We start from the raw sequence: 26,564 nt of genomic DNA, 5'->3' as shown, positions 1-26,564 counted from the left end.
AATTAAACAGAAACTATTTATGCAAAGAATTACAGGATTAATTACAATTTTGTTTTTATGTTCATTTCCAGTCTTTTCTCAACAAGCACATCTCTCGGGTACTCTAACCGATGGAAATGAAAAAGCACCCGTTTACAATTCAGTTGTTGCTTTATTAACTCCCGTAGATTCTATTTTATATAAGTTTACCCGTTCCGATAAAAAGGGAAATTTTAATTTTAAAAATGTAAAAGCAGGAAACTATATCCTGATGACTTCACATTATCAATATGCCGATTATATAGATCCTATAATTATTAAGGAAAACGAAAATAAATTGGAAACAATTGCTTTGAAAAGCAAGATAGAACTGCTCCGCGAAGTGGTTATCAAAACAGGTTCGATTAAAATCAAAGGGGATACTACCAGTTACAGAGCAAGTGATTTTATTGTAAGTGAAAACGCAAACGTAGAAGAACTTTTAAAAAAGTTACCTGGAATACAAGTAGATAAAAATGGAACCATAAAAGCTATGGGTGAGACGGTGCAAAAAGTTTTGGTAGATGGTGAAGAATTTTTTGGAGATGACCCAGGTATGGCGGTAAAAAACTTACGAGCCGATGCAGTAAAAGAAGTACAAGTTTTTGATAAGAAAAGTGATCAAGCCGAATTTACAGGAATAGATGACGGTAATACTAAAAAAACAATTAATTTAAAATTAAAAGAGGACAAGAAGAAAGGATATTTTGGTAAAATAGACGGTGCCAACGAACCATTTACAGATGCTGATTCCCGATACAATACCAATCTAATGTTTAGTAGTTTTAAAGGCAAAAGAAAACTATCTGCATTTTTATTAAACGGAAATACTGGTCAAGATGGACTGGGTTGGGAGGATAGTGAGAAATTTGGATCTCGCGATGATAGTTTCAGTATGAATATGGATGATGATGGAAATGTAAATTATGAATGGGTAGGCGATAATAACGATGGTGAACCATACGTAGATACTCAAAATGGATTTATCAAGAACACCAATGCAGGATTACAATACTCTAATAAGTGGAATGAAAAACAAAATTTGAATGTATCTCCAAAATTCAATAAGCAAATTTATACTAATAATAATAGTAGACTTTCTCAATCACAAGTTGGAGATACGCAATTGAATGTAGATGAGACGACAGTAACAAATGTAAATCGAAGTAATTTTAAACTCAAAGCTATTTATGATGTAAAATTAGATTCAGTAAACTCCTTGAAAATTACAGCGAACTCAAATTTTTATGATACAGAAAGTGATGAATTTACAAACGGAACTACAACAGGAAATGGTGGAATATTAAAAAATAAACAACAGCGAGATTTTACCACAAATTCAGATAAGGCAGTTTTGTTTGCTAGTATTTTGTTTAAACATAAATTTGCTAAACCGCGTCGTACTTTTACTGTAAATAGTAGTTGGAATATGATGAATACCAATTCGAATAATTTTTTAAAGTCCTCAAACGAGAGTTACGTGAATGGTGTTTTTGACACAAAAAATGAAGTAGATCAAAATAAAATAGGAGATAAAACAACTAAAAACTTTTCAGCTAGTTTTAGTTATTCTGAACCTATTGCTAAACAATTTTCACTTCAGTTTGCTTATCAAATTGCTTTTGATAAAGGTAAAAACAACTATTTCACTTATGATTATTCAGCAAATACAGGACTGTACGATCAATTGGTGGCTTCATTGTCAAATGAATTTGACCAAGCAATAATTACGCACAGACCCAATTTAAAATTGAGTTACAATGCCAAAAAAATCAATTATAGTATAGGTAGTGGTTTTGGTTTTACTTCTTTTGATTTGTTGGATAAAACTATGAATAAAGAATACAAACGTAGCTATACTAACTTTTTTCCATCGGCAAGTTTTTCCTATAAGTATAAAAGCAATAGCAACTTAAGGGTTAATTATTATGGGTCAACCATTCAGCCTACTCTAGATCAATTACAACCATTAAGAAATAATCAAGATTTTTTTAATCAAACGTTAGGGAATCCAGATTTAAAACAATCTTTTAATAATAGAATAGAAATTTTTCAGAGTAGTTACGATATGTTGACGGAAACTCAATTCTATCAAGGAATTTATTTTAACACAACCACTAATGCCATTATCTATAGTAGTATAATAGATCCAGAATCAGCTAAAACTATTTCTAGGCCTATTAATACTAATGGAAATTTCTCAGGAAATTTTTATTTAGGATACGGATTAAAAATCAAGAAACTAGATATAAGAGCTGACTTCAGTCCATTTTTTGGTTACATTAAATCAGCACTTAGTATTAATACTATAATGGGTAGTTCTGAGAATTTAAACACAGGACTTTCGGTTTATTTAAGTAAGTCCAAACAAAAGAAATATGATATAAACTTAAGTAATAGGTTTACATATAATCGCAACAGTACTACTCAAAACAATGAAATCAAATCGTTTAACACCAATACTTTGAGCTTAGATATGGGTATTTATTTTGCAGAAAAATGGAAACTATCTACAGATTATAGTTTAAATACAAGACAAAAAACGGTTGATTTTCAAGACAATCTAACCAACCAATTGTGGAATGCTAGATTACAACGTACTTTTAAAAACGACGAATTTACGGCCTATTTTATGGTACGCGATATTTTGAATCAAAACATAGGCATACAAAGAAATATTTCTGGAAACACCATTAGTCAGGAACAAAACGATAGGCTAAAAAGATATGCTATGATAGGTTTTACCTGGAATTTTAAAAATAAAGGAGAAACAGAAAAAAAATAGATTAAAGGCTAATTAGGTTATAATAAACAGAAATTTTAATAAAAATTCTATCATCTGTAATCTTAACTCACAACTTAAAAACAATGAAAACAATACTTTTTTTTATAACGGCACTCTTTTTTACAATAACATCAACTGCTCAGCAATTTGTAGATAAAGCTGTAATTGAATACGAAGTAAATACCAATCTAAAAAAGACGATGAGCAATGATAGCTGGGATGAGATGATGAAGGACAATCTTTCGGACCTTAAAATTTCTTATTTCAACTACACTTTTGCCGATAATAAAAGCGTATTTAAATTTGATAGATGGAGTCCAAAAACAAGAATTCCAAAATACCTTAAAGATTCAGATGAAGAAAACAGCTGGTATTTTGATTTTAATTTAGGAATATTCAATATGCAAAAGCAAATTATAGGTACTAATTTTGTTGTAACTGATAGTATCCCAAAAATAGAATGGAAGATTACCAATGAAAACAGAGAAATTGCGGGGTATAATTGCAGAAAAGCGGTTGGTAAAATATTTGATGACGTCTATGTATTTGCTTTTTACACTGATGAAATTACGATTCCTGGTGGTCCAGTTTCAATAAGTGGTTTGCCAGGTATGATTTTGGGGCTTACTATTCCAAGGTTATATACTTCTTATGTAGCTACTAAAGTAGATGTTTCAGTTAAAGATACTACCATTATAAAGCCTATTGTAGCCAAAAAAACATATGACATAAAGGGTTTAAAATCGTTGATGGAAGAAAAAACAAAAGATTGGTTTACCTATGGTGAGGATAAAGAAGAAAACAAAAGACAAAAAAATATGTTCTTGTGGAATGCTTTTTTATAGTAATCAATGAAAAAATCCAAATTCCAAGAGTATAGTTATTGGAATTTGGATTTCATCATAAATAAATCTTCTCGTCTCGACAGCGTTCTAGGATATAGCTTTTCAAATTCGAAATAGTGGCTTGATAATTCGGAGCTTCGTAACCAAAACGCTCGTGTTCCATTTGTTCTTTTTCGATTGCGTTGCAACCTTTGAGCACTTCTTTAAGCATATCGAGCATCGCCAATTCCTTGTTTTTAGCTTGTTGAAATTTGAATTCCACAATTTCATCTTGCAAGGCCTCGCAATAGTCCATAAGCTCTTCAACTTCTGGCTCGTCCAAAAGATAGTCTTTGTTTTTAAAAATTTCTCGTATGGATTTCATACTATGAAGATTTTAAGTTTTTTGTTATTAATCACAGAGGATTTTAGGAAAATTTGACAATGCTGTATTATTCTAAGTCAATAATTATGGCTATATTTTCTTTAATTTTAGATATCAAATTTGTTGGTAATACCCCCACTTTTTTTACCAATCTTTTATTATCAATAGCTCTTATTTGATCTATCATTACATCGCAATTCTCTTTTAAATTTGCCATTCCTTTCTTTAAATGAACTCTTAAAATATCGGAATCTTCCTGGATATTTGTTGTGAGAGGACAAATAACTGTAGAAATATGTGAAATGTTGTTCAACAAATTGGTCTGAACAATTAAAACGGGTCTTGTTTTTCCAGCTTCTGTTCCTATTTGAGGGTTAAAGTCAGCAATCCAAATTTCATATTGATTAATCTGCATAGTCTATTTTTTCGAATTGCTTCAATACATTTAGCGAATCATTTTTTACTAAGGCGGATTCTGTTTTTAGTTTTTTTTCTAAAAGTTGTCTTTTTTGAATCTTGTTGTAATGTTCAATAGTGTCGTTGATGTATCTATTTCTTGTATACTAATCTTAGAAAGTATTTTTTCAGTTTCTCCGAAGATGGAATCGTCAATTTTTAAGGATACTGTTTTCATCAGCTTTAAATTTATAACACAAAAGTATATCTTTTTTGTATATACTAATGAACGCTGACTACTATTTTGAAGGTTGGAATACAATCTCCTAATAGGAATTGACTTTGTTAATTTTTTTTGTTGGAAGCTTACTTCAAAAGCAAATACTCAGGAGACCTTCACTGCTTTTTGGATGAATATTTCGGATAGGGGAGGTTAAAATTTTGTGCAATTAGGATTTTGTCAAATTGCATCTTAAAAAAAACACTTACTTAATTTATATCTTGAATTTTAATCATATAGGACTAAAACAGATGTATTACTATTTATAGCAAATCTAAAAAGTAAAATATTTGTTTTTCATACAATTTGGTTTGTTAATTTTTTTAACTTTGAATTCAAATTAACCTAAAACAAAATGTATGAAAAGAATCGTATTGTATTTATTTCTTTTAACTTCTGTAGTTTCAAAAGCTCAGATTAATACTAATTTCTATGGAGATCCTGATGAGCTCAAACAATTAAAAACAAGATCTTTAATTGTTGAAGTTTTGGAAGAAGACCCAGATGTTTTAAAGAAATTAAGTAAGCCAAAAAAAGCAGAAGAATTAGAAGACTATAAAAAATTTATTGCTGATTTTAATAGAGATTTTAAAGTTTATGCTCAAAAATATTGGATTTATACTGATAAAATGGAATTTAAAACCGCTACTGAAATTGAAGCTTTACAAAAAGCTAAGAATAAATCGTATGCAGTTTTAAGACTAGTTCAATTAAATGATAAAGGTTATTGGGGAATTAAAACAAATCAAAATGTTCCTGCAATTGCATTTACTAGAATTGAAAGCAATATTGTTAAAACAGATTCTAAGATTTATCTACCGTCAAGACATTTAAATAATGATAAATCTTTATCAGAAGCTGACTATAAATACGCTTTATCAATTTTACAGGCGAATGTGGATTGGATTATTGCTAATAACAAAGTTTTAAATTTTGACAAATATGCTGAAAAAATGGCTAAAGAAAATGTATCAAAATTAAAAGGGAAAACATTGTTGGTTGAGGATAATATGTTGGCGAAGGGTAGAACAAAAGAAGCAGCAATAAAAAATTACGGTGGAGATTTAAAGTTTGTTCCTGAATCTGAATTAAACGATGCGCTTGTTAACAAATCGAAAAATTGTGCTGTTTTATATACAGCCCCTTACGGAATTGTTAAGTCAAATATGATGGTTGTACAGCTTTCTACAATAGTATATTTTAAAATAATTGTAGACTGTGAAACAAATGAGATACTTTGGCTGTACATGCCAGGAGGAATGAATTGGGGAGCAAATGTTTCAAATCAATTGACAGAAGGAGAATTTAAAGTTATGGCGGATTTAAAAATTATATAACACAAAAGTTCTTGATTTAGTTGTCATGGTCGGGAGATTTTTCTTCCGACTTTTTTGTTTTCAATTTATCCTTCGAAGCCCTCTTTACGGAACTCAAGTAGTCCTTGCTAAATGCCAAGAGGAAGACACAAGTAGGCAATATCCAGAAAGCTTATAGTATCAATGATATCAAGAATAGTGAATGGGATTGTAGCAGTGATGAAACTTTTGTAAACCAAAAAACTTCCCTTTTCAGAGAAGTTTTCGTTTATTATGTAATTATTGGTATTTCTATTTTGGAATTTTACCTTACACATCATCAAAATCCACACGAAGTGTTGAAGAAGTTGGATAGGCTTGACAACTTAGAATTAAACCTTCGGCAATTTCATCATCAGAAAGAATAGAATTTTTCTTCATTTCGGCAGTACCTTCGGTGATACGACATAAACAGCTGCTGCAAATTCCGCCTTGGCAAGAATAAGGCGCATCGATACCTTGTTTAAGAGTCGCTTCGAGTAGGGTTTGTTTGGCCGACATCTCGAAAGTAGTTTCTTCGTCGTCTACCAATACGGTAATAGTAGTATGACCATCTACAGCTGCAGAAATGGTTTTTTCTTGCGTAGAAGAAGTAAACAATTCAAATTTAATGGCGGATTCTTTTACATTTTTCTCTTTTAAGATGGTAGAAACGGTAGTAATCATTTCTTCTGGACCGCACAAAAAGTACTTGTCGAAATTCAACGCGGCGTGTTTTTGCGTAAGCACAGCATTCACAACCGATTTGTCAATTCGTCCAAAAAAGCCTTCTCCAGCGTGTACTTTACTGTAAACATAATGTACAAAAAGACGTCCTACATATTGCAATTGCAAGTCGTGTAATTCTTGATGAAAGATGGTTTCTTCAGGAGTTTTATTACCATAAACCAAGACAAAGGAACTTTTTGGTTCGCTTTTTAATACCGATTTTAAGATAGAAATTACAGGCGTGATTCCACTACCTGCTACAAAAGCTGCATAGTTTCTTTGACGCTCAGCATCAGGAGTGAAGGTGAATTTCCCTTCAGGTTGTCCTACTTCGAGTACATCTCCCGCTTTTAATCGGCTAGTGGCAAATTGAGAAAACAGTCCATTTTTTACCGCTTTTACAGCAATGCGCAATTCCCCACTTTCAGGAGCAGAACAAATAGAATAAGCTCTTCGAATCTCTTGATTGTCTAGGGTTAAACGCAAGTTAAGGTATTGTCCTGCGGTAAAAGTATAATTGGAGGTAAGTTCTTCTGGGACATTAAAAAGTATGGAAACGGCGTCTTTGGTTTCGCGTTTTACTTCTTTGATAAGGAGTTTTAAAAAGGAAGGCATAATTTGATTTTTTTTACAAAGATAACAAAGACCATAACTTTGATTGCGCAACCGATTGAATTTTTTATACCTAATTTTGTTATGTATAAGAATCTTATGTATATTTGAAATTCAAAAACAGATTTTCTAATTCTTCAAAATATGAAAAACTCACAGTTATACAAAGGCAGTCTCAACACCATTATTATGAAGTTGTTGGAAGAAAATGGCAAAATGTATGGATACGAAATTACCCAGAAAGTAAAGGCGTTGACGCAAGGAGAATTGACCATTACCGAAGGCGCTTTGTATCCAGCGTTGCACAAATTGGAAGCCGAAGGATTGCTTGATGTAGAGATAGAACGAGTAGACAACCGCTTGAGAAAGTATTATAAACTCACCGAAAAAGGAACAACAGAAACTGTTAATCGATTAGCGGAGTTGGAGGATTTTATCCGAAATATGCAAAGTTTAGTGAATCCAAAATTAGAATTTTAATTTGTTATTAATAATGAAATTAACCACCGAGCAAATCGACCAATTGTATAGGTTCACACGCCAACATTATGTAGAATGGTATGATCTCCAAACGGAATTAGTAGATCATTTGGCGAATGCTATTGAGGAGCAATGGCAAGAAAATCCAACGCTTTCGTTTGATCAAGCCTTACAAAACGAATTCAAAAAATTTGGTGTTTTTGGCTTTATGGACGTGGTAGAAGGCAAACAACGATTTTTACAAAAGAAATACAATCAGATTGTGTGGTCCATCGTGAAGACTTTTTTTACGCTACCCAAAATTATGGGAACGATTGGCGCTACGGGTTTACTGTTTTTGTTACTAAAAGCAAGTCAATACAATGGCAATTGGGTGTTGCTTTTCTATGGGTTATTGGTGCTTTTTGCTTTTTATGGAATGATTTCAAATCGGTTGAAACGCAAAAAACAAATTCAGAATCAAGAAAAACGCTGGTTGTTTGAAGATATTTTACACCAACATGGGAGTTTTGCTGGCGCGATAGTTTTGCCACTAAATATTTTTTTACAACTCTTTAATCGAGCTGAACATTACTTGGATAATACATATCTTTTAGGTTTCACCAGTTTCTCATTGGTGCTGATTACTATTTTGATGTATGTTATCTTTTTTGAAATTCCTTCACAGTCTAAAAAACACCTTTTACAAATCTATCCAGAATATTCTTTGGCTAATTTTTGAAGGATATTACCATGAATGTTTAAAAAAAGAGTCAACATTTTCACCATTAAGAAATGAAGAAAAATTAAGTTTTCTTAGACTTTATGAACCTTAATAACTTAATGGTTCAAAAAACAAATAAATTTTAATTTATAAAAAGTTACATTATCGATTATAAAACCTTGTAACGTTTTATATTTTTTGTTTACTTACTCTTCAACTAAACCCAAATAACTATGTTTTTACGTTTTATTTACCTTGAGTGGAAAGCCTTTTTGCGTTCAGCTTCCTTTGGAACGAGCTTGGCGATGAGAATTTTAATGGGCTTTTTGATTGCTTATTTTACCTTATTGTTTTTAGCGTTAGGAATTGGCAGTTTTTACGGTCTTAAGAAAATGAATTTAGACCCATTAGTAACCATCAATAAATTTTTGGTCTACTATTTTCTATTTGATTTGGCCTTTAGATTAATGCTTCAAAAAATCCCTGTACTCAACATTCGTCCTTTATTGGTGTTACCGATTAAGAGACCTACGATTGTGCATTTTTCTCTAGGAAAGACAGCCTTATCTTTTTTCAATATTTTGCACGCTTTTCTTTTCATTCCTTTAAGTATCGTATTGATCTATGAAGGGTATGATATCGCATCGGTAGTGTTTTGGCATTTGGGTATTTTTGCCTTGGTGTACATCAATAATTTTTTGAATATTATATTGAGTAATAGAGATCAATTATTTGGAATTTTCCTTGCTATTGTTGCAGTGCTTGTTGGATTACAATATTACGGTTATTTTGATGTAACGGTATACAGTGCTCCATTTTTTGAAGCTTTATTTCATTCGCCAGGGGTGTTTGGTATTCCGCTGGTAATCTTAGGATTGTTGTATTACTACACCTTTGTTTATTTCAAAAACGAATTGTATCTCGATGCTGGTTTGGCCGTAAAAGGTGAAATCGCCAAGACAGAAGATTTGACTTGGTTGAATCAGTTTGGTACTTTAGGGACATTCTTAAAGAATGACATTAAATTGATCAAAAGAAACAAACGTTCAAAAACAACGGTTCTTATGAGTGTGCTGTTTTTGTTTTATGGATTGATTTTCTTTGGCAACCCAACACAGCCACAAGTGATGTACATTTTTGCAGGAATTTTTGTTTCGGGTGGATTTTTATTCACATTTGGTCAATTTGTACCGAGTTGGGATAGTTCGTATTACCAGTTAATGATGACGCAGAACATTCCGTATCGTGGCTATTTGAATTCCAAATGGTGGTTAATTGTAATTGCTACTTTTGCTTCTACGATTTTGGCTAGTTTTTATCTTTATTTCGGCTGGCAAGTATATTTAACCATTGTGGCTGGTGCGATTTATAATATTGGTATAAATTCTTATTTGGTGCTCTTAGGAGGAGCTTTTACCAAAACGCCAATCGATTTAACACAAAGTCAAGGCGCCTTTGGTGACAAAAAAGCATTTAATGTCAATACAATGTTACTCACAATTCCAAAATTGGTTTTGCCTTTGCTTTTGTATGGCTTGGGGAAATATTTTGGCGGACAAGAATTAGGTTTGGGCCTTGTTGCTCTTGCGGGAGTGATTGGTTTTGCAATGAGAAACTGGGTGTTCCTTCAAATAGAAAAAATTTACAAAAGAGAAAAATACAAAACCATTGCAGCTTACAAGCAAAAGTAAGCCCTTTCGAATACGTTCATAAATTTTAGATATTACTAACAACTTAAACCCAGCTTTCCCCAGCTGTTCCCCCTTTGGGGGCTAGGGGGCATATATGATACAAGTACAACACCTTTCAAAATCATACAACGGAACTACCGTTTTAAAAATAGACCAATTAGAAATTCCAAAAGGAGAAAGTTTTGGATTGGTCGGAAATAATGGCGCTGGAAAAACTACTTTTTTCAGTTTACTACTAGATTTAATTCACCCAACCACTGGTGCCGTTATTAACAATGGCGTTCAAGTGAATACTAGCGAAGGCTGGAAACCTTTTACGGGTTCCTTTTTAGACGAAAGCTTTTTGATTGGGTATTTAACCCCTGAGGAATACTTTTATTTCATTGGAGATTTACGCGGACAAAACAAAGCCGATGTGGATGCCTTGTTGGCAAAACACGAAGAGTTTTTTAATGGCGAAATCCTAAAAAACAAAAAATACCTGAGAGACCTTTCTAAAGGAAACCAAAAGAAAGTTGGGATTATCGCAACTTTAATAGGCAATCCAGAAGTCGTTGTTTTAGACGAACCTTTTGCCAACTTAGACCCAACAACCGTAAACCGATTGAAAAAAATCATCAAAGAATTGGCTCAAAATCCAGACGTAACTGTTTTAGTTTCTAGTCACGATTTGTTGCATACTGTTGAAGTTTGTAACCGAATTGTTGCTTTGAATAAAGGAGAAGTAGTCAAAGATATTCAAACATCAACAGAGACTTTGGCCGAGTTAGAAGCGTTTTTTGCGGTTTAAATTCGAATATTTCAAAAAGAAACGTATTTTTACCAGTCATTATACTAAAATGATGTTTTTCAAGTTAAATGATAAAACGTTTCCTATTGAAGACTACCGGTTGTAAGCCTTTTTATCCCCTATTTTTATTCATTTTCTTGATAGCTTGTTCTACCAAGAAGAATACTTTTTTGACAAGAAATTCGCACGCTTTGAGTACGCGTTACAATATTTTATATAATGGTCAAATAGGTTTAGATAAAGGTGTAAATGGGCTTACATCGGGTAATAAGGATAATTTTTGGGAGTTGTTACCCATAGAAAGGATGCAATTTTCTGAAAGTGCAACTCTTGAGGAGAAACCTAAAAATACCGATTTTGATTTGGCCGAAACAAAAGCCACTAAAGCCATTCAAAAACATTCTATGAATATTGGTGGGCGTGAGGTCAATTACCAAATGGACGAAGCCTATCTTTTGCTCGGGAAAGCGCGTTATTACGACCAACGTTTTGTTCCAGCCTTAGATGCCTTCAATTATATATTGTACAAATATCCCGAAAGCGATAAAATATACGAAGCTAAAGTTTGGCGTGAAAAAACCAATATGCGCTTGGGCAACGATGCTTTAGTGGTAAAAAACATCAATAAATTACTTAAAGACGAGGACTTCAAAAATCAACCTTTTGCAGATGCCAATGCACTTTTGGCTGAGGCTTTTTTGAATTTAGAACAAAAAGACAGCGCGGTAGCAAAACTCAAAATTGCGGTAGATTATACTAAAATCAATGAAGAAAGAGCTCGTTATCGCTTTATCTTGGGACAATTGTATCAAGAATTAGGAAAAAGAGACAGTGCGCTTTTTTGCTACGATGCGGTAATAGCTATGAATCGCAGTGCTAAGAGAGAGTACATTATTCAGTCGTATGCTCGAAAAGCACAATTGTTTGATTATGAAACGGGTGATCCCAATGCTTTTGTTGCTATCTATAACGAACTAATGGACGATCGCGAAAACCGTTCTTTTTTAGATGTTATCTACCACAATATGGGGTTGTTTTATGACCATTACAACAAACCAGATTCCGCTACTATTTTCTATAAAATTTCGTTGAAAGCCCAACCCAAAGATCCTTATTTAGCGGCATCCAATTATAGAAATATTGGCAATATTTATTTCAAGGCGATTGATTATCCTTTGGCGGCAAAGTACTATGATAGTACTTTAGTAAAGCTTAATCCCAAAACAAGGGAGTTTTATAAAATTCAAAAAAAACGTAAAGATTTAGACGAAGCCATTCGATTAGAAACTAGCACCAAAAGAAACGATAGTATTTTAAAAGTAGTGGCCTTGTCTTCATCGGAAAGAAATGCCTACTTTGAAAAACATATCGTTGCCATTAAAAAGCAAGATTCTATAAGGCTAGCTAAAGAAGAAATACAAAAGCAAAAATTAGCGAATATTGAACGTAATTTGTCAGCTTCTTCCTCTGATCCTGCTGCTGTAGCCACAGGGCCAGGTTTGCCAAACAAAAATGCATTTTTGCCACCTAGCGATAATCAACAAACAGAAGCAAACAACACTTTTTATTTTTATAACCCAAAAACGGTAGCTTTTGGAAAGTTAGAGTTCAAAAAAATGTTTGGAAATCGTGCCTTAGTCGAAAACTGGTTGTTTTCTAATGTTAAAAAAGGAGCCAATGAACCAACAGAAGAAGTCGCGGTTGATGAAAATTTGATTGCTCAGAAAAGTGTTGAAGAACCGCGTTACACTTTGGCTTATTATTTAAATCAATTACCTACTCAATCTTCGGCAATTGACAGCATCACCAAAGAAAGAAATACAGGATATTACCAATTGGGTGTTGTTTACAAAGAAAAATTCAAAGAGTACGACTTAGCAAGTAATAAGTTGGAACAATTACTAAGTTTTCTGCCTGACGTAAAATTGATTCCTCCCACTCAGTACAATTTGTATAAAATATACGAAATCACGAATAAAGCCAAAGCAGCATCCGTTAAGAATGCGATTACGGCTCAATTCCCTGATTCTAGATACGCTAAAATCATCAATGATCCAACTTTTGATGGAGCTAAGGACAAAGATTCTCCAGAGAATAAATATAAGGAATGCTATGAATGGTTCAAGGATGAAAAATTTTCTGCGGTAATTGCGCGTTGCAACACGATGATTAATCAGCTAACTGGCGAAGAAATTGTATCCAAGTTTGAGTTGCTTAAAGCGAATGCGTTGGCTAAAACAAAAGGATTGCCAGCTTACAAAGAAGCGATGCAATATGTAGCCGATACCTATGCCAATACCGAAGAAGGAAAAAAAGCAGAAGAGATTATCACCACGCAAATTCCTATTTTAGAACGAATGGCTTTTAGTACGTTAGACACTAAAAAATGGAAGATTATTTTTAGAATTCCCATAGAGGATTATAAACAGGAACGAGCCATCGAAAAACAAGTTTTGGATTTTATGGCTAAAGAAAATTTAGAAAATCTATATTATACTTGTGATAATTATACCGATAGTGAACGCATTTTATGTATACACGGATTTCGATCAGCATTATACGCTAATGATGTATCGGTGATTTTTAATAAAAAAGGTTCGCCTTCAGAGGTGCAGAAGGCGATTCCTATAAGTGATGAAAATTACAAGATTGTCCAAATGAAAAAGAATTTAGACGCCTATTTAGCCCCAAAAACGCCCTAAACTATGTTCGATAAAAAAAACAAACCACCTTACACCGATTTATTAGGTAAAACTAATAGAATTGTAGAAGCGACTCAAATTAAAGGAGATATTTTTTCTCCAGCCGATTTTAGATTAGACGGAGAATTGATAGGAAATTTTAGTTCGAATGGGAAATTAGTGATTGGCCCTTCTGGAAAAGTAATTGGTAATATTGTTTGCAAGAATGCTGATATCGAAGGATTTTTTAATGGAAAAATAACGGTACACGAGTTGCTTAACATCAAAGCAACAGCTTCCGTAGAAGGCGAAGTGTATATCGGAAAGTTAGCCATTGAACCCGGCGCTCATTTTACAGCCACTTGTGTGATGCAAACCATAGAAAAAAAAACCGATGGAACCCAATCCAAATAAAAGAAAACCTAATAAGTGGTTAGCCTTAATCAATATCCCTATTCAAATGGGAGTATTGATTTTTTTATTTGCTTATTTAGGCCATTGGTTAGATGAGAATCATCCGAGTCCAAAAGTGTACTACGTTAAAATTTTAGTTATTGTTGGTGTTTTTTTGGCAATGTACAATGTGTACCGACAAGTAAATGAAATCAATAAAAATTAATAATGAATACCTCCTTTTTTAAAAAAATCATTCCCCTTTTGTTAGCCATACTAATTGCCTATGGAGTACACGAAGGGCTGTTTTTTGTATCAAAAATTAACACCCAAAATTTTATATATTCTTTACCAGAACTTTATGCTTGCTTTACTTTATTTACATTACTAGTGGTTTTTGTTTTGCTATTCGTTAAGAGAAAAAGTCTAGATAATGTAGGCATGAGTTTTCTGCTGGTAACCAGTGTAAAAATGGTTTTTTGTTACCTCTTGTTACGTCCTATATTAAAAGTAGCAACTCTTCAAAATTCTGCTGAAAAAATAAACTTTTTTGCACTTTTTATTCTCTTTTTGCTAATTGAGACACTTTTCACTATTCGCTTAGTAAACGAAAAGCAAAAATAGGGGGTTGAAAAAGCCAAATCCGCAAAAAAATTATTTTTTATATTCTTTTGGATATTAATAAAAAATGTACCTTTGCACCAAATTTCAGAAACGTAATAAATTAAGATAATTAACTGTTATGGTGATTTCAAACAAACCACTTCGATTTTTAGTAGCAATTTTAGTAGCCTGCCTGCCTTTATTTAGTACTGCAAACCCCGTTGTTGATAGTACAAAAGTTGAGGTTGAAGCACATGAAGGAGCAGTTGCTCATGAAGGGAAACAAGAAGGTGCGCATGCTGAGCCACAAGATGTAAAATCAGAAATCAAAGAATTCATTAATCACCACTTATTAGATTCACATTCTTTTAATTTTAATGCCAATAAAGAAACAGGAGAACATTACGGTTTTTCATTACCAATTATTCTTTGGGATAATGGTTTGCAAGTATTCTCTTCAGCTGAATTTCACCACGGTCCTGTAGCTGATGTTGCAGAGCACAACGGAAACTTCTACAAATTACACCACGAAAAAATTTATAAAACCGATGCTAAAGGTACACTTACTGAAGAGCACGGTCATCCAACAAATGTTCGTCCATTAGATTTTTCAATTACCAAAAGTGTATTTGGTATTATGCTTGTTGCTATTGTAATGTTGTTATTGTTCTCAAGTTTAGCGAAATCATATGCTAAAAATGGAGGAATTGCAAAAGGAGCAGGACGTTTCTTTGAACCTCTAGTAATCTATGTAAGAGATGAGATTGCTATCCCTAATATTGGAGAGAAAGGGTACAAAAAATACATGAGTTATTTATTGACTATATTTTTCTTTATATTGTTTTTAAATATTCTTGGGTTAACACCATTTGGATTCAATGTAACAGGTAATATTGCGATTACTTTTTCATTAGCTATCTTAACCTATTTAATTACAACTTTTACAGCTAACAAAAATTATTGGGGACACATTTTCTGGATGCCAGGAGTGCCAACACCAATGAAATTTATTTTAGCTCCTATCGAATTGTTAGGAACGATTATCAAACCATTTTCATTAATGATACGTTTGTACGCTAATATGGTTGCGGGTCACGTAGTATTGATGAGTATCATTGGGTTGATGTTTATTTTCAAAAGCTGGATTGGAAGTACTTTGTCTTTTGGACTGGCATTTGCACTTTCTATTCTAGAAATATTAGTAGCTTTCCTTCAAGCGTATATCTTCACTATGTTGTCTGCCCTTTATTTTGGAGCTGGTAACGAAGAACACCACCACGAAGAAGCACACCATTAAAAGTTAGAAATTAGAATTGAGAAGTTAGAAATTTTCTAACCTCGAATTTCTAACCTCTAACCTCAAATTGAATGTTTAATTTTTAATATATATATTATGCAAATTCCAGAAATTGTTGGATCAGGATTAATTGTTATCGGAGCAGGTTTAGGTATTGGTAGAATTGGTGGTTCAGCAATGGACGCTATTGCTCGTCAACCAGAAGCTTCAGGTAAAATCCAAACAGCTATGCTTATTGCTGCTGCACTAATTGAAGGTATTGGTTTCGCGGCTTTATTCGCTTAATTAAAAACTGAAAAACAATAGTTACAACGGTTGGTTGTGACTATTGTTTTAAAATTAAAACATTAAAATTATATAATAGAGATAAAAATGGATAAGTTAATAAATGATTTTTCGTTTGGTTTGTTTATTTGGCAAATAGTAATATTTGTTGGATTGATTCTTTTGTTGAAAAAATTTGCATGGAAACCAATTCTTGATGCGGTAAACGAAAGAGAAGAAGGAATCAAAAATGCATTAGAATCTGCTGAAAATGCAAAGAAAGAAATGCAAGATTTACAAGCAGACAACCAACGTATTTTACAAGAAGCGAGATTAGAGCGTGACAGTATGCTTAAAGAAGCTCGTGAAATGAAAGAAAAAATCGTTGCTGATGCCAAAAATGAAGCACAAGCTCAAGGTCAAAAAATGATCGAGCAAGCGAAAGCGGCAATCGAAAGTGAAAAAAATGCTGCTATGAATGAGTTGAAATTACAAGTTTCTACTTTGTCATTGAGTATTGCAGAAAAAGTATTAAAAGACGAATTATCTAACAAAGAAGCTCAAACTAAATTAGTTGAGAAAATGTTAGGAGACGTTAAATTGAACTAATCATGGCAGGTACAAGAGCAGCAATTCGATATTCGAAAGCAATTCTAGACATTGCCAATGCAAAGCAAGTAGCTGAAGCAGTAAACAATGATATGAAGTTGATAGGCAATACTATTGCTTCTAATTTAGAATTAAGCACTTTCATTCAAAATCCAACTTTGAAAGTTGAGGTTAAAGAACAAGCCCTTTTAGAAGTTTTTGCTTCTGCAAATGGTGTAACTAAAGGCTTATTTCATCTATTATTCGAAAACAAAAGATTCGAAATTTTAGAAGGTATTGCTTTAGAATACACTAAATTATTTGATATCATGAATGGTGTTGAAGTAGCACAAGTTACTACTGCTATTCCTATGGATGCAGCTTTAGAAGCTAAAGTGTTGGCTAAAATTGCCACCCTTTCTGATAAAAAAATTCAAATTGAAAATACAATAGACCCTTCTATTATTGGAGGTTTTGTTTTAAGAATAGGTGACAAGCAATACAATGCTTCTGTTGCTAACAAATTGCAAGTTTTAAAAAGAGAATTAAGTAACTAGTTTTATCACACATTTAAGTGTTTAAATTATAAAGTAAGATGGCGGAAATCAAACCTGCTGAAATTTCAGCAATATTAAAGAAGCAAGTTGAAAGTTTTGAATCTGGTGCTACACTAGAAGAAGTAGGAACAGTACTTAATGTTGGAGATGGTATTGCTCGTGTTTACGGGCTATCTAATGTTCAATATGGTGAGTTAGTTGAATTTGAAAATGGGTTAGAAGCAATCGTTTTAAACCTAGAAGAAGACAACGTAGGGGTGGTGCTTTTAGGACCATCAACTGGAATCAAAGAAGGTTCTACTGCCAAAAGAACACAACGTATTGCTTCTCTTAAAACAGGAGAAGGAATGGTAGGACGTGTAGTAAACACTTTAGGTCAGCCAATTGATGGTAAAGGACCAATTACAGGTGAATTATACGAAATGCCATTAGAAAGAAAAGCTCCTGGAGTTATCTTCCGTCAGCCAGTAACTGAACCATTACAAACAGGTGTAAAAGCAGTTGATGCTATGATCCCAGTAGGACGTGGACAACGTGAGTTGGTTATTGGTGACCGTCAAACTGGTAAATCAACAGTTTGTATCGATACTATCTTAAATCAAAAAGAATTTTACGATGCAGGTCAACCTGTATTTTGTATCTATGTTGCTATTGGTCAAAAAGCTTCTACTGTTGCTGGAATTGCAAAAATGTTAGAAGAAAAAGGAGCAATGGCTTATACAGTGATCGTTGCAGCTAATGCTTCTGATCCAGCTCCAATGCAAGTATATGCTCCTTTCGCAGGTGCTGCAATTGGTGAATATTTTAGAGATTCTGGTCGTCCAGCGTTAATCGTTTATGATGACTTATCTAAACAAGCGGTTGCTTACCGTGAGGTATCTCTTTTGTTAAGAAGACCTCCAGGACGTGAGGCTTACCCAGGTGACGTTTTCTACTTACACTCTCGTTTGTTAGAAAGAGCTTGTAAAGTAATTGCTGATGACTCTATTGCTAAAAACATGAATGATTTACCAGATTCTTTAAAAGGAATCGTTAAAGGTGGTGGTTCATTAACAGCTTTACCAATTATCGAAACTCAAGCAGGTGACGTATCAGCTTATATCCCAACGAACGTAATTTCGATTACAGATGGTCAAATTTTCTTAGATGGAGATTTGTTCAACTCTGGGGTTCGTCCAGCGATTAACGTAGGTATCTCTGTATCTCGTGTGGGTGGTAACGCTCAAATTAAATCAATGAAAAAAGTAGCGGGTACTTTGAAATTAGACCAAGCACAATTCCGTGAATTGGAAGCGTTTGCTAAATTCGGTTCTGATTTGGATGCTGTTACTTTGAACGTAATTGAAAAAGGAAAAAGAAACGTTGAAATCTTGAAACAAGGTTTGAACGATCCTTATACTGTTGAAGACCAAGTAGCAATTATTTATGCTGGTTCTAAAAATTTATTGCGTAATGTTCCTGTAAATAAAGTGAAAGAATTCGAAAAAGATTTCATCGAGTACATGAACAATAAAAATAGAGCTACTCTTGATGCTCTTAAAGCTGGTAAATTTACAGACGAAATTACTGATGTAATTGAAGCAGCAGCAAAAGAAATTTCAGCAAAATATAATTAAAAAGTATTAAGTATTGAGTATCAAGAATTAAGATGTCTTGATACTCAATACTTAAATCTTAATACTCAAAAAAAATGGCTAATTTAAAGGAAATCCGTAATAGAATTGTTTCCATTTCATCTACGATGCAAATTACATCGGCAATGAAAATGGTTTCTGCTGCAAAGTTGAAAAAAGCACAAGATGCCATCACTGCGATGCGTCCTTATGCCGAAAAACAAACGGAATTACTACAAAACCTTTCTGCTACCTTAGACGGTGACGTAGGAGGTGAGTATACTACACAAAGAGAAATCAAAAAAGTATTATTAGTAGCTATTACTTCTAATCGTGGTTTGTGTGGTGCATTTAATTCAAATGTAATTAAGGAAGTCAAAGTACGTGCAGACTATTACTCAGGAAAACAAGTAGATGTTTTTGCTATTGGTAAAAAAGGAAATGATGTTTTGAGCAAAAGTTTTGCTGTAGTGGGTAACGAGAGTAAAGTTTTTGATGCCTTGAGTTTTGAAAACGTGGCTATAATTGCTGATAATTTAACGCAACAATTTATTGCTGGTAATTATGATAGAATCGAATTGGTATATAATCAATTTAAAAATGCTGCGACTCAAATCGTTCAAACCGAACAGTTTTTGCCATTAGCACCTATCCAAGCAGATAAAGCGGTTACTCCTGGAGATTACATTTTTGAACCTTCAAAAGAAGAAATCGTGTTGACTTTGATCCCTAAATCATTGAAAACACAATTATACAAAGGAATTAGAGATTCATTTGCTTCAGAACATGGTGCTCGTATGACTGCTATGCATAAAGCAACAGATAATGCAACGGAATTACGTGACCAATTGAAGTTAACGTATAACAAAGCCCGTCAAGCTGCTATTACTAGCGAAATCTTAGAGATTGTTGGTGGAGCAGAAGCTTTGAACGCTTAATCCGTTCTATACATAAAAACAAAAGAGCCAACATCTGTTGGCTCTTTTGTTTTAGTACTTCTTACGATTCCATCTTAGTTCTTGTTGTTTTTGCTTTGGTTTTTCATTTGTAGTAACCAGCCTTTTTATAGCTAAAATAGAATCCATTTTTTTCTGGTCATAAATGACTAACCAAGAATAAGATTTTGTTTTTTTAGTTTCCCATAGAGATGTCTCTATTTCTTCTTCTATGATGGGTAAGGCCATCTTTCCTTTTTTTTGAGAATAGGATATAGTTGTAAATGCGCAAAAGAGTAGTACAAAGAGTAGTTTTTTATACATGGTTAATTTTGGGTTAGTTTGTCTGTACTATAACTAAAATTGTGCCAATGGCCTTTTTTTAGTTAAAAATCGTAAGAATTAGATTTAAAATAGCTTTGATGTTATTCTAATAGCTTGCAAACATATTTTAGAATGAACTAGTTTAATTTTTTTATTAGATTTTCCAAAAATTCACCTTCCCACATCTTTCTATCTCATCCCTTTTTTCTCTAATTTTACACTTTTAAAATTACCTATGGAAATTCAACTTAGAGAATTGAGCACTAAAGAAGAGATGCTAGTTCGTATTGATATGATGCGTCACTTGTACCCCACATTTACCATTGAAAAATACGACACTTATCTTACTGAAATGATTCCGCATAACTATAAGCAACTTGGTGTTTTTGAAGGCGAGGTTTGTTTAGGGATTACTGGTTTTTGGCAAGGGTATAAATTATGGTCTGGAAAATATATTGAAATCGATAATTTTGTGGTGCATCCCGATCATCGAGCCAAAGGTATTGGAAAAATGATGACCGATTATATAGATGCTAAAGCTAAAGCTACGAATTGCACTATGATCGTTTTAGATGCATTTACAGGAAACTTCAATGCCCATCGTTTTTATTACAACCAAGGGTATGTGCCCAAAGGCTTTCATTTTTTGAAAATCATCAACGAAGACGGGCTTTCATAAAACTTTAAACCATATAAGGTCATCTAAGAGAGGTTTTAATAAAAGTGAATTTTTGCGTAACCCTTTGTGTACTTAGCGGTTAAATTTAACACCAAATCAAACGGCTACTATTCTTATATGACCTTATATGGTTCAAATTACAGTTGCTATCCCAAAAAGACTTCAATGGCTTCAATGTTTAAATAAAACCGTAATCCATATGGTTAATTTTTTTTATTAAGTCAACCTTGAATTCGCTATTTTTGTTTTCTTAAGTCAAATCAAAACCAAACTACTTTGGGATTATATAAAAGTTTATTCAAACAAACTGCGATATACGGACTAGCAACCGTTTTGCCACGTATGCTCAGTTTTTTATTGGTGCGCTTGTACACCGGAATTTTACCAACAGCAGAGTATGGCGAAGTTTCTATCGTTCTCTCTTGGATGGTTTTTTTCAACGTAATTTTATCCTACGGTATGGAAACCGCTTTTTTCCGTTTCTACAGTGCCGAAACCGATAAAGAAAACGTCATTGCTACCAGTACCATTTCTATTTTTTGGTCTTCCATTTTGTTTTTGTTTGGTGCCTTAATTTTTAGAAACACCTTAGCCTCATGGGCTCATGTAGATGTTCAGTACATTACTTTTACCATTTGGATTTTGGTTTTAGATGCCTTGGTGATTATCCCTTTTTCAAAATTAAGGGCTAACAAACGCCCTATGATGTATGCTATTATCAAAATAGGGAATGTAGTCATAAACTTGGCACTCAACCTTTATTTTTTATTGGTTTTACCTAAAATTTATGCAGATAGTCCCGATTCTTTTCTAGGGAATATGTATATCGATAATTTCGAAATTGGCTACATTTTCGTTTCCAATTTGTTAGCGAGTTTGCTCACTTTTGTGGTACTTTCACCTAATTATGTATCCTTAAAACGCAATTTTGATGCGGTACTTTGGAAAAAAATGATGCGCTACGGTTTGCCTATCTTAATTGCAGGGATTGCTTTTGCGGTAAACGAACATTTCGATAAAATTTTATTAGGCTATTGGTTGCCGGACAACATTGCCAAATCCGAAGTAGGGGCTTATTCGGCCTGTTATAAATTAGGGCTTTTTATGGTACTTTTTGCCACAGCCTTCAGATTGGGTATTGAACCGTTTTTCTTTAGTCACTCTAGTAATGAAAACGCCCCACAAACTTATGCGATGATTACCAAATATTTTGTCATTTTTGGTTCTTTGATTCTTTTGGGTGTCATTGTTTTTGCTGATATTTTAAAACTGTTATTACTAGACAATGAATCGTATTGGGAAGCGATGAAAGTGGTTCCTCTAATTATTTTGGCCAACTTCTTTTTGGGAATTTACAACAACCTTTCGGTTTGGTATAAATTAACGGACAAAACGATTATTGGAGCGTATATTTCGATAGTTGGTGCACTTTTGACCTTACTTCTAAACTATATTTTGATTCCAACATTTAGCTATTACGGCTCTGCTATTGCTACGATTTCGGCTTATGGAAGTATGATGTTGATTTCTTATATTTTAGGCAAAAAACACTATCCTATTCCTTATGATATGGAAAAAATTGGTGCTTATTTGGGCATTTCAATTTTGTTTTCGGTGATTTCTTTTTACGGATTTAGAGAGAATTATTTCGTAGGAATCCCGTTGTTACTAGCGTTTCTTTATTTCATTTATCACAATGAGAAAACCACAATTTTAAATATTATTAAACGAAAAAAATAAGAAGGAGCTATTTCCTGCTGTACGCTATATCTGTGGTCCTGAACCCCAGGACCACAGGATGCCGCTTCCATCAGGGCTAGGGCCAAGTAGTAATCAAGACTTTTAGATTTAAAAAAATGACTATCAACATCATCAATACATCCGCACACGAATTACCTCATTACGAAACCATCGCTTCGGCGGGAATGGATTTGCGTGCGAATATAACCGAACCCATTACCTTGCTACCATTAGAAAGAGCTATCGTGAAAACAGGTTTGTTTATTGAATTACCTATTGGTTACGAAGCACAAGTAAGACCTCGTAGTGGCTTGGCGGCCAAAAACGGAATCACCGTTCTCAATGCGCCAGGAACAATTGATGCCGATTATAGAGGGGAAATTGGTGTGATTTTAGTAAATTTATCCAATGAGACATTTGTAATCCAAAATGGAGAACGCATCGCTCAATTAGTAATCGCCAAACACGAACGCGCCGAGTGGGTCGTAGTCAACGAATTATCTGAGACATCTAGAGGCGCTGGAGGATTTGGTAGTACGGGAGTAAAATAGTAAACAGTGTTCAGCTTTTAGTGTTCAGTTCGCAGTCTTCAAAGAAAGTGTTTGAACAAGAGCTGGTAAATAATAATCAGAAGAGTATTTTGTTTTGTCTTAATACTTAATTCTAAAATCTTAATACAAAATATAATGAAAATAATAGTACCAATGGCGGGACGTGGTTCTCGTTTAAGACCACATTCTTTAACCGTTCCAAAACCATTAATTCCTGTTGCAGGTAAACCAATCGTACATAGATTAGTAGAAGATATTGCCAAAATATTAAAACAACCGATAGAAGAGATTGCTTTTATTTTAGGAGACGAAGCCTTTTTTGGAGACGATGTCGTTTCGAGTTTACAAGAATTGGCTCAAGGATTAGGTGCCAAAGCTTCTATCTACCGTCAGGATTTACCGTTGGGAACTGGTCATGCTATTATGTGTGCCAAAGAATCTTTATCAGGACCTGCAGTTATTGCCTATGCTGATACTTTAATTCGTGCCGATTTTGAGTTAGATCCAGAAGCCGATGCTGTAATTTGGGTAAAACAAGTGGATGAGCCAGAAGCCTATGGTGTAGTAAAACTTAATGCTCAAAATGAAATCGTTGAGTTGGTAGAAAAACCAAAAGAATTTGTGAGTGACTTAGCTGTTATCGGGATTTACTATTTCAAACAAGTGGAAGTTTTAAAACAACAATTGCAAAACGTTTTGGACAACAACATCCAAAATGGAGGTGAATATCAAATCAACGATGGTATCAAAGGAATGATGGTCAAAGGCAAAGTTTTCAAAACCGGAAGTGTAGACGAATGGATGGATTGCGGAAACAAAAATGTAACGGTTGAAACGAATGGTCGTATGCTTGGATTCTTGCAGCAAGATGGTGTTAATTTGATTGATCCATCAGCAAAATTAGAGAATGCTACTATTATTCCTCCTTGTTTTATTGGGGAGAATGTTGTTTTGTCGAACGTAACTATCGGACCTAATGTATCTTTAGGAAAAGCTTGCCACGTTTTTGATTCAACCATCAAAAACAGTTTGATTCAAACGCACGCTCATATCAAAAACGCAGCTTTAGATAATGCGATGATTGGAAATCACGTTACCTATGATGGGAATTTTACAAGTATAAGTATTGGAGATTATTCGGTTTTAGAATAAAAAAATAAAGTAAAATGAATCGTCGAATTGTAGCATTCTTGTTTATGGGATTCTTTGGAATTCCAACTTTCGTTCAGGCACAAGCTGAACCAGAAGAGATTGCTATGGCTACCAACGAATTTCAAGATTCTTTTTATGAAGCATTAAAGCAAAAGGGAATTGAGAATTATGATAAAGCTATTGTATCTCTTGAAAAATGCTTGAAGTCGCAACCCGATGATGCCGCTGTCCATTATGAGTTGGGCAAAAACTATTTAGCGTTAAAAAATTATGAAAGCGCTTATGCTTCTTTTGATAAAGCAACCAGCATCGACCCTAAAAATAAATGGTTTTGGGTTGGAATGTACGATGTGACATATGCCACTAAATCGTATACTCAAGGTATTTTGGTGCTCCAAAAGTTAATTCCGTTAGACCCTAATTTTAAAGAAGATTTGGTGACTTTGTATATGGCAACGAACCAATACGACAAAGCTTTGGAACTAATCAACCAATTGAATGAAACGGTTGGAAAATCGGATCAGAGAGAAGCCTATAAAATCCGAATTTTATCGCAAGGAAAATATCAAAATACCGAAATAGACCATCTGATTGGACAAATTGAAAAATTTCCAAAAGAGGAATCCAATTATGTCGATTTGATTTATCGCTACTCGAAAAATAATGAAGTTGAGAAAATGCTCGAAGTAGCTAAAAAGTTAGAACGAGAAATCCCATCTTCGGAGTGGGCGCAAGTAAGTTTATTTAAATTTCATATCGAGAAAAATGACGGACCGAAAGCGATTCAATCGATGAATGTAGTGTTGGCTAGTAAAAAAATCGATACTAAAATTAAGCATCGAGTACTGAATGAGTTTTTACTTTTCGCTGGAAAAAATCCACAATACGATGCCGATTTAGAAAAAGCAATTTCAATGTTGGAGGCCGACCCAACGGTTCCTGTTGCCAAAGAAGTGGGTAATTTTTACTACAACAAAAAACAATGGGAAAAAGCGGCAAAATATTATGAAAAGGCATTAGCCACAGATCCTAATTTGCCACTAGAAACACCTATCTTGTTGTTACAGTCTTACACCGAAATGAAACAATTTGAGGTATTGTCCAAAAAGGCACAATCCTTGTTAGAGCGTTATCCATCGCAACCTCATTTTTATTATTATGCTGGTTTGGGATACAACCAATTACAACAATTTAAAAAAGCAAAAGATGTGTTAGAAACTGGAATAGATTATGTGATTGAGAATCCAGTTTTAGAAACTAATTTTTATATTCAATTAGGCGAAACATTCAATGGTCTTGGAGATATGGCTAAAAAAGATTTCTTTTTTTCCAAAGCCAATCAATTAGTAAAAGAAAAGAAATAATGAAGAAATACGGATTACTTTTTGTTCTCATAACACTGATGTCTTGTAAATCTAAGTCGGGTATGGTGATGACTGCACCAAAAGAAAACAAGAATACTACTAGTACTGTCATCGAAAAATTATACCAAAACAAAAATGATTTTTCGACTTTGTACATCAAATCTAGTGCGAATTACGCTGATGAAAAGATGTCACAAAATGTTACGGCAGAAATTAAGATAAAAAAAGATGAACAAATATTAGTAAGTGTTCGTTTTTTGGGAATTACTATGGCCAAAGCGTTAATTACTCCAGAAGGAGTAAGCTATTACGAAAAAATTAATGGGAGTTATTTTGAAGGCGATTTTAAAGGTTTGAGCCAGTGGCTTGGAACCGATTTAGATTATTCAAAAATTCAAAATTTGTTGGTAGGACAAGCCATAGATGATTTAACGAAAGGTAAATATAAAGAAACCCTTGAGCCAGATCAAAAGTATAAACTAGAAGATTTGTCTAAAGAAAACACCCAAAAATTCTTTTTTATTGATGCCTTAAAATTCGTCCTTCAAAAGCAAGAAATTGCCCAAGCCAAAGAGGGGAGAAGTATAGAAGTTGCTTATGGTAATTTTGAGCAACATACAAATGTAGCTTTACCTTCTAATGTTCAAATAGTAGCGCTACAACCTAAAGGGAAAACCGAAATTAAACTCAATTATAACAGCATAACAGTAAACGAAGCACTTTCTTTTCCATATAGTGTCCCAAGTGGGTATAAAAGAATTTTAATTAAGTAAATTTGAATTAAAACATTTTTGAT

At 33.6% G+C, this 26,564-nt stretch carries 28 protein-coding genes; 23 read left to right on the top strand and 5 right to left on the bottom strand.

Features of this window, described 5'->3' with window-relative positions:
• The first annotated feature begins 19 nt into the window (after positions 1-19).
• Positions 20-2,803 carry an outer membrane beta-barrel protein gene (locus WFZ86_RS14515; RefSeq protein ID WP_342692594.1) on the top strand — a complete coding sequence of 928 codons (2,784 nt, stop codon included), beginning with the start codon at positions 20-22 and terminating at the stop codon, positions 2,801-2,803.
• 83 nt (positions 2,804-2,886) lie between these two features.
• Complete coding sequence (locus WFZ86_RS14510) at positions 2,887-3,648, top strand: GLPGLI family protein (protein WP_342692593.1); 762 nt, start codon at positions 2,887-2,889, stop codon at positions 3,646-3,648.
• Positions 3,649-3,703: 55 nt separating this feature from the next.
• Here the strand turns inward: WFZ86_RS14510 and WFZ86_RS14505 are convergent, their stop codons facing one another.
• The 3 genes from WFZ86_RS14505 to WFZ86_RS14495 all read right to left on the bottom strand — a co-directional run bounded on the left by WFZ86_RS14505 (position 3,704) and on the right by WFZ86_RS14495 (position 4,646).
• Complete coding sequence (locus WFZ86_RS14505; protein WP_315141226.1) at positions 3,704-4,012, bottom strand: hypothetical protein; 309 nt, start codon at positions 4,010-4,012, stop codon at positions 3,704-3,706.
• 67 nt (positions 4,013-4,079) lie between these two features.
• A complete protein-coding gene (locus WFZ86_RS14500; protein WP_342692592.1) occupies positions 4,080-4,427 on the bottom strand; it encodes a type II toxin-antitoxin system PemK/MazF family toxin in 348 nt (115 codons plus the stop codon).
• 78 nt (positions 4,428-4,505) lie between these two features.
• Positions 4,506-4,646, bottom strand: coding sequence for a hypothetical protein (locus WFZ86_RS14495; RefSeq protein WP_342692591.1), 141 nt, complete (start codon positions 4,644-4,646; stop codon positions 4,506-4,508).
• Between the two features lie 401 nt (positions 4,647-5,047).
• Between WFZ86_RS14495 and WFZ86_RS14490 the strand changes: the two genes are divergently transcribed.
• Positions 5,048-6,025, top strand: coding sequence for a hypothetical protein (locus tag WFZ86_RS14490; RefSeq protein ID WP_342692590.1), 978 nt, complete (start codon positions 5,048-5,050; stop codon positions 6,023-6,025).
• Between the two features lie 288 nt (positions 6,026-6,313).
• Here the strand turns inward: WFZ86_RS14490 and WFZ86_RS14485 are convergent, their stop codons facing one another.
• Complete coding sequence (locus WFZ86_RS14485; RefSeq protein ID WP_342692589.1) at positions 6,314-7,366, bottom strand: 2Fe-2S iron-sulfur cluster-binding protein; 1,053 nt, start codon at positions 7,364-7,366, stop codon at positions 6,314-6,316.
• Positions 7,367-7,507: 141 nt separating this feature from the next.
• Between WFZ86_RS14485 and WFZ86_RS14480 the strand changes: the two genes are divergently transcribed.
• From WFZ86_RS14480 to atpG, 14 genes are all read left to right on the top strand, one after another.
• Positions 7,508-7,843, top strand: coding sequence for a PadR family transcriptional regulator (locus WFZ86_RS14480; protein ID WP_024980561.1), 336 nt, complete (start codon positions 7,508-7,510; stop codon positions 7,841-7,843).
• A gap of 13 nt (positions 7,844-7,856) precedes the next feature.
• On the top strand, positions 7,857-8,564 hold the full coding sequence (locus WFZ86_RS14475; RefSeq protein ID WP_342692588.1) for a hypothetical protein: 708 nt from the start codon (positions 7,857-7,859) through the stop codon (positions 8,562-8,564).
• 215 nt (positions 8,565-8,779) lie between these two features.
• Positions 8,780-10,237 carry a DUF5687 family protein gene (locus tag WFZ86_RS14470; protein WP_342692587.1) on the top strand — a complete coding sequence of 486 codons (1,458 nt, stop codon included), beginning with the start codon at positions 8,780-8,782 and terminating at the stop codon, positions 10,235-10,237.
• A gap of 94 nt (positions 10,238-10,331) precedes the next feature.
• The gene (locus tag WFZ86_RS14465) at positions 10,332-11,027 is read left to right on the top strand and encodes an ABC transporter ATP-binding protein (RefSeq protein WP_342692586.1); all 696 of its coding nucleotides are present in this window, start codon (positions 10,332-10,334) and stop codon (positions 11,025-11,027) included.
• Positions 11,028-11,095: 68 nt separating this feature from the next.
• Positions 11,096-13,729: a type IX secretion system periplasmic lipoprotein PorW/SprE gene (gene porW / locus WFZ86_RS14460; protein ID WP_483788278.1), complete on the top strand. Its 2,634-nt coding sequence runs from the start codon at positions 11,096-11,098 to the stop codon at positions 13,727-13,729.
• Positions 13,730-13,732: 3 nt separating this feature from the next.
• On the top strand, positions 13,733-14,122 hold the full coding sequence (locus WFZ86_RS14455) for a bactofilin family protein (protein WP_342692584.1): 390 nt from the start codon (positions 13,733-13,735) through the stop codon (positions 14,120-14,122).
• Positions 14,103-14,327, top strand: a complete 225-nt coding sequence (locus tag WFZ86_RS14450; protein ID WP_342692583.1) for an AtpZ/AtpI family protein — start codon at positions 14,103-14,105, stop codon at positions 14,325-14,327. The genes WFZ86_RS14455 and WFZ86_RS14450 overlap by 20 nt, the downstream gene beginning before the upstream one ends.
• 38 nt (positions 14,328-14,365) lie before the next feature.
• Entirely contained in the window at positions 14,366-14,725 is a 360-nt protein-coding gene (locus WFZ86_RS14445; RefSeq protein WP_342692582.1) for a hypothetical protein, read from the top strand.
• A 118-nt stretch (positions 14,726-14,843) separates the two neighbouring features.
• Positions 14,844-16,001 (top strand): F0F1 ATP synthase subunit A, encoded by a 1,158-nt coding sequence (gene atpB / locus WFZ86_RS14440; RefSeq protein ID WP_342692581.1) that lies wholly within the window; start codon positions 14,844-14,846, stop codon positions 15,999-16,001.
• A 96-nt stretch (positions 16,002-16,097) separates the two neighbouring features.
• Positions 16,098-16,286 carry an ATP synthase F0 subunit C gene (gene atpE / locus WFZ86_RS14435; protein ID WP_024980572.1) on the top strand — a complete coding sequence of 63 codons (189 nt, stop codon included), beginning with the start codon at positions 16,098-16,100 and terminating at the stop codon, positions 16,284-16,286.
• An 87-nt stretch (positions 16,287-16,373) separates the two neighbouring features.
• Positions 16,374-16,874: a F0F1 ATP synthase subunit B gene (locus tag WFZ86_RS14430; RefSeq protein ID WP_159689028.1), complete on the top strand. Its 501-nt coding sequence runs from the start codon at positions 16,374-16,376 to the stop codon at positions 16,872-16,874.
• Between the two features lie 2 nt (positions 16,875-16,876).
• Positions 16,877-17,410 carry an ATP synthase F1 subunit delta gene (gene atpH / locus WFZ86_RS14425; RefSeq protein WP_342692580.1) on the top strand — a complete coding sequence of 178 codons (534 nt, stop codon included), beginning with the start codon at positions 16,877-16,879 and terminating at the stop codon, positions 17,408-17,410.
• A gap of 38 nt (positions 17,411-17,448) precedes the next feature.
• Complete coding sequence (gene atpA / locus WFZ86_RS14420) at positions 17,449-19,026, top strand: F0F1 ATP synthase subunit alpha (protein ID WP_159689034.1); 1,578 nt, start codon at positions 17,449-17,451, stop codon at positions 19,024-19,026.
• Between the two features lie 74 nt (positions 19,027-19,100).
• A complete protein-coding gene (atpG, locus tag WFZ86_RS14415; protein WP_342692579.1) occupies positions 19,101-19,961 on the top strand; it encodes an ATP synthase F1 subunit gamma in 861 nt (286 codons plus the stop codon).
• A 51-nt stretch (positions 19,962-20,012) separates the two neighbouring features.
• Here atpG and WFZ86_RS14410 read toward each other — a convergent pair whose 3' ends face one another.
• A complete protein-coding gene (locus tag WFZ86_RS14410) occupies positions 20,013-20,207 on the bottom strand; it encodes a hypothetical protein (protein ID WP_342692578.1) in 195 nt (64 codons plus the stop codon).
• 310 nt (positions 20,208-20,517) lie between these two features.
• On the opposite strand from WFZ86_RS14410, the gene WFZ86_RS14405 reads away from it, so the two are divergent.
• The 6 genes from WFZ86_RS14405 to lolB1 all read left to right on the top strand — a co-directional run bounded on the left by WFZ86_RS14405 (position 20,518) and on the right by lolB1 (position 26,541).
• Entirely contained in the window at positions 20,518-20,961 is a 444-nt protein-coding gene (locus WFZ86_RS14405) for a GNAT family N-acetyltransferase (protein WP_342692577.1), read from the top strand.
• Positions 20,962-21,237: 276 nt separating this feature from the next.
• Positions 21,238-22,701 (top strand): lipopolysaccharide biosynthesis protein, encoded by a 1,464-nt coding sequence (locus tag WFZ86_RS14400; protein WP_342692576.1) that lies wholly within the window; start codon positions 21,238-21,240, stop codon positions 22,699-22,701.
• Positions 22,702-22,817: 116 nt separating this feature from the next.
• Entirely contained in the window at positions 22,818-23,252 is a 435-nt protein-coding gene (gene dut / locus WFZ86_RS14395; RefSeq protein WP_342692575.1) for a dUTP diphosphatase, read from the top strand.
• A 135-nt stretch (positions 23,253-23,387) separates the two neighbouring features.
• Positions 23,388-24,404 carry a sugar nucleotidyltransferase gene (locus tag WFZ86_RS14390; protein WP_342692574.1) on the top strand — a complete coding sequence of 339 codons (1,017 nt, stop codon included), beginning with the start codon at positions 23,388-23,390 and terminating at the stop codon, positions 24,402-24,404.
• 14 nt (positions 24,405-24,418) lie between these two features.
• The gene (locus WFZ86_RS14385; protein WP_342692573.1) at positions 24,419-25,768 is read left to right on the top strand and encodes a tetratricopeptide repeat protein; all 1,350 of its coding nucleotides are present in this window, start codon (positions 24,419-24,421) and stop codon (positions 25,766-25,768) included.
• Positions 25,768-26,541, top strand: coding sequence for a lipoprotein insertase outer membrane protein LolB1 (gene lolB1, locus WFZ86_RS14380; RefSeq protein ID WP_342692572.1), 774 nt, complete (start codon positions 25,768-25,770; stop codon positions 26,539-26,541). Before WFZ86_RS14385 ends, lolB1 begins: the two co-directional genes overlap by 1 nt.
• The last annotated feature ends 23 nt before the right edge of the window (positions 26,542-26,564 follow it).

This window comes from Flavobacterium polysaccharolyticum (assembly GCF_038739875.1).
Lineage (GTDB): Bacteria > Bacteroidota > Bacteroidia > Flavobacteriales > Flavobacteriaceae > Flavobacterium > Flavobacterium polysaccharolyticum.
This window is presented reverse-complemented; position numbering and strand designations above follow the sequence as displayed.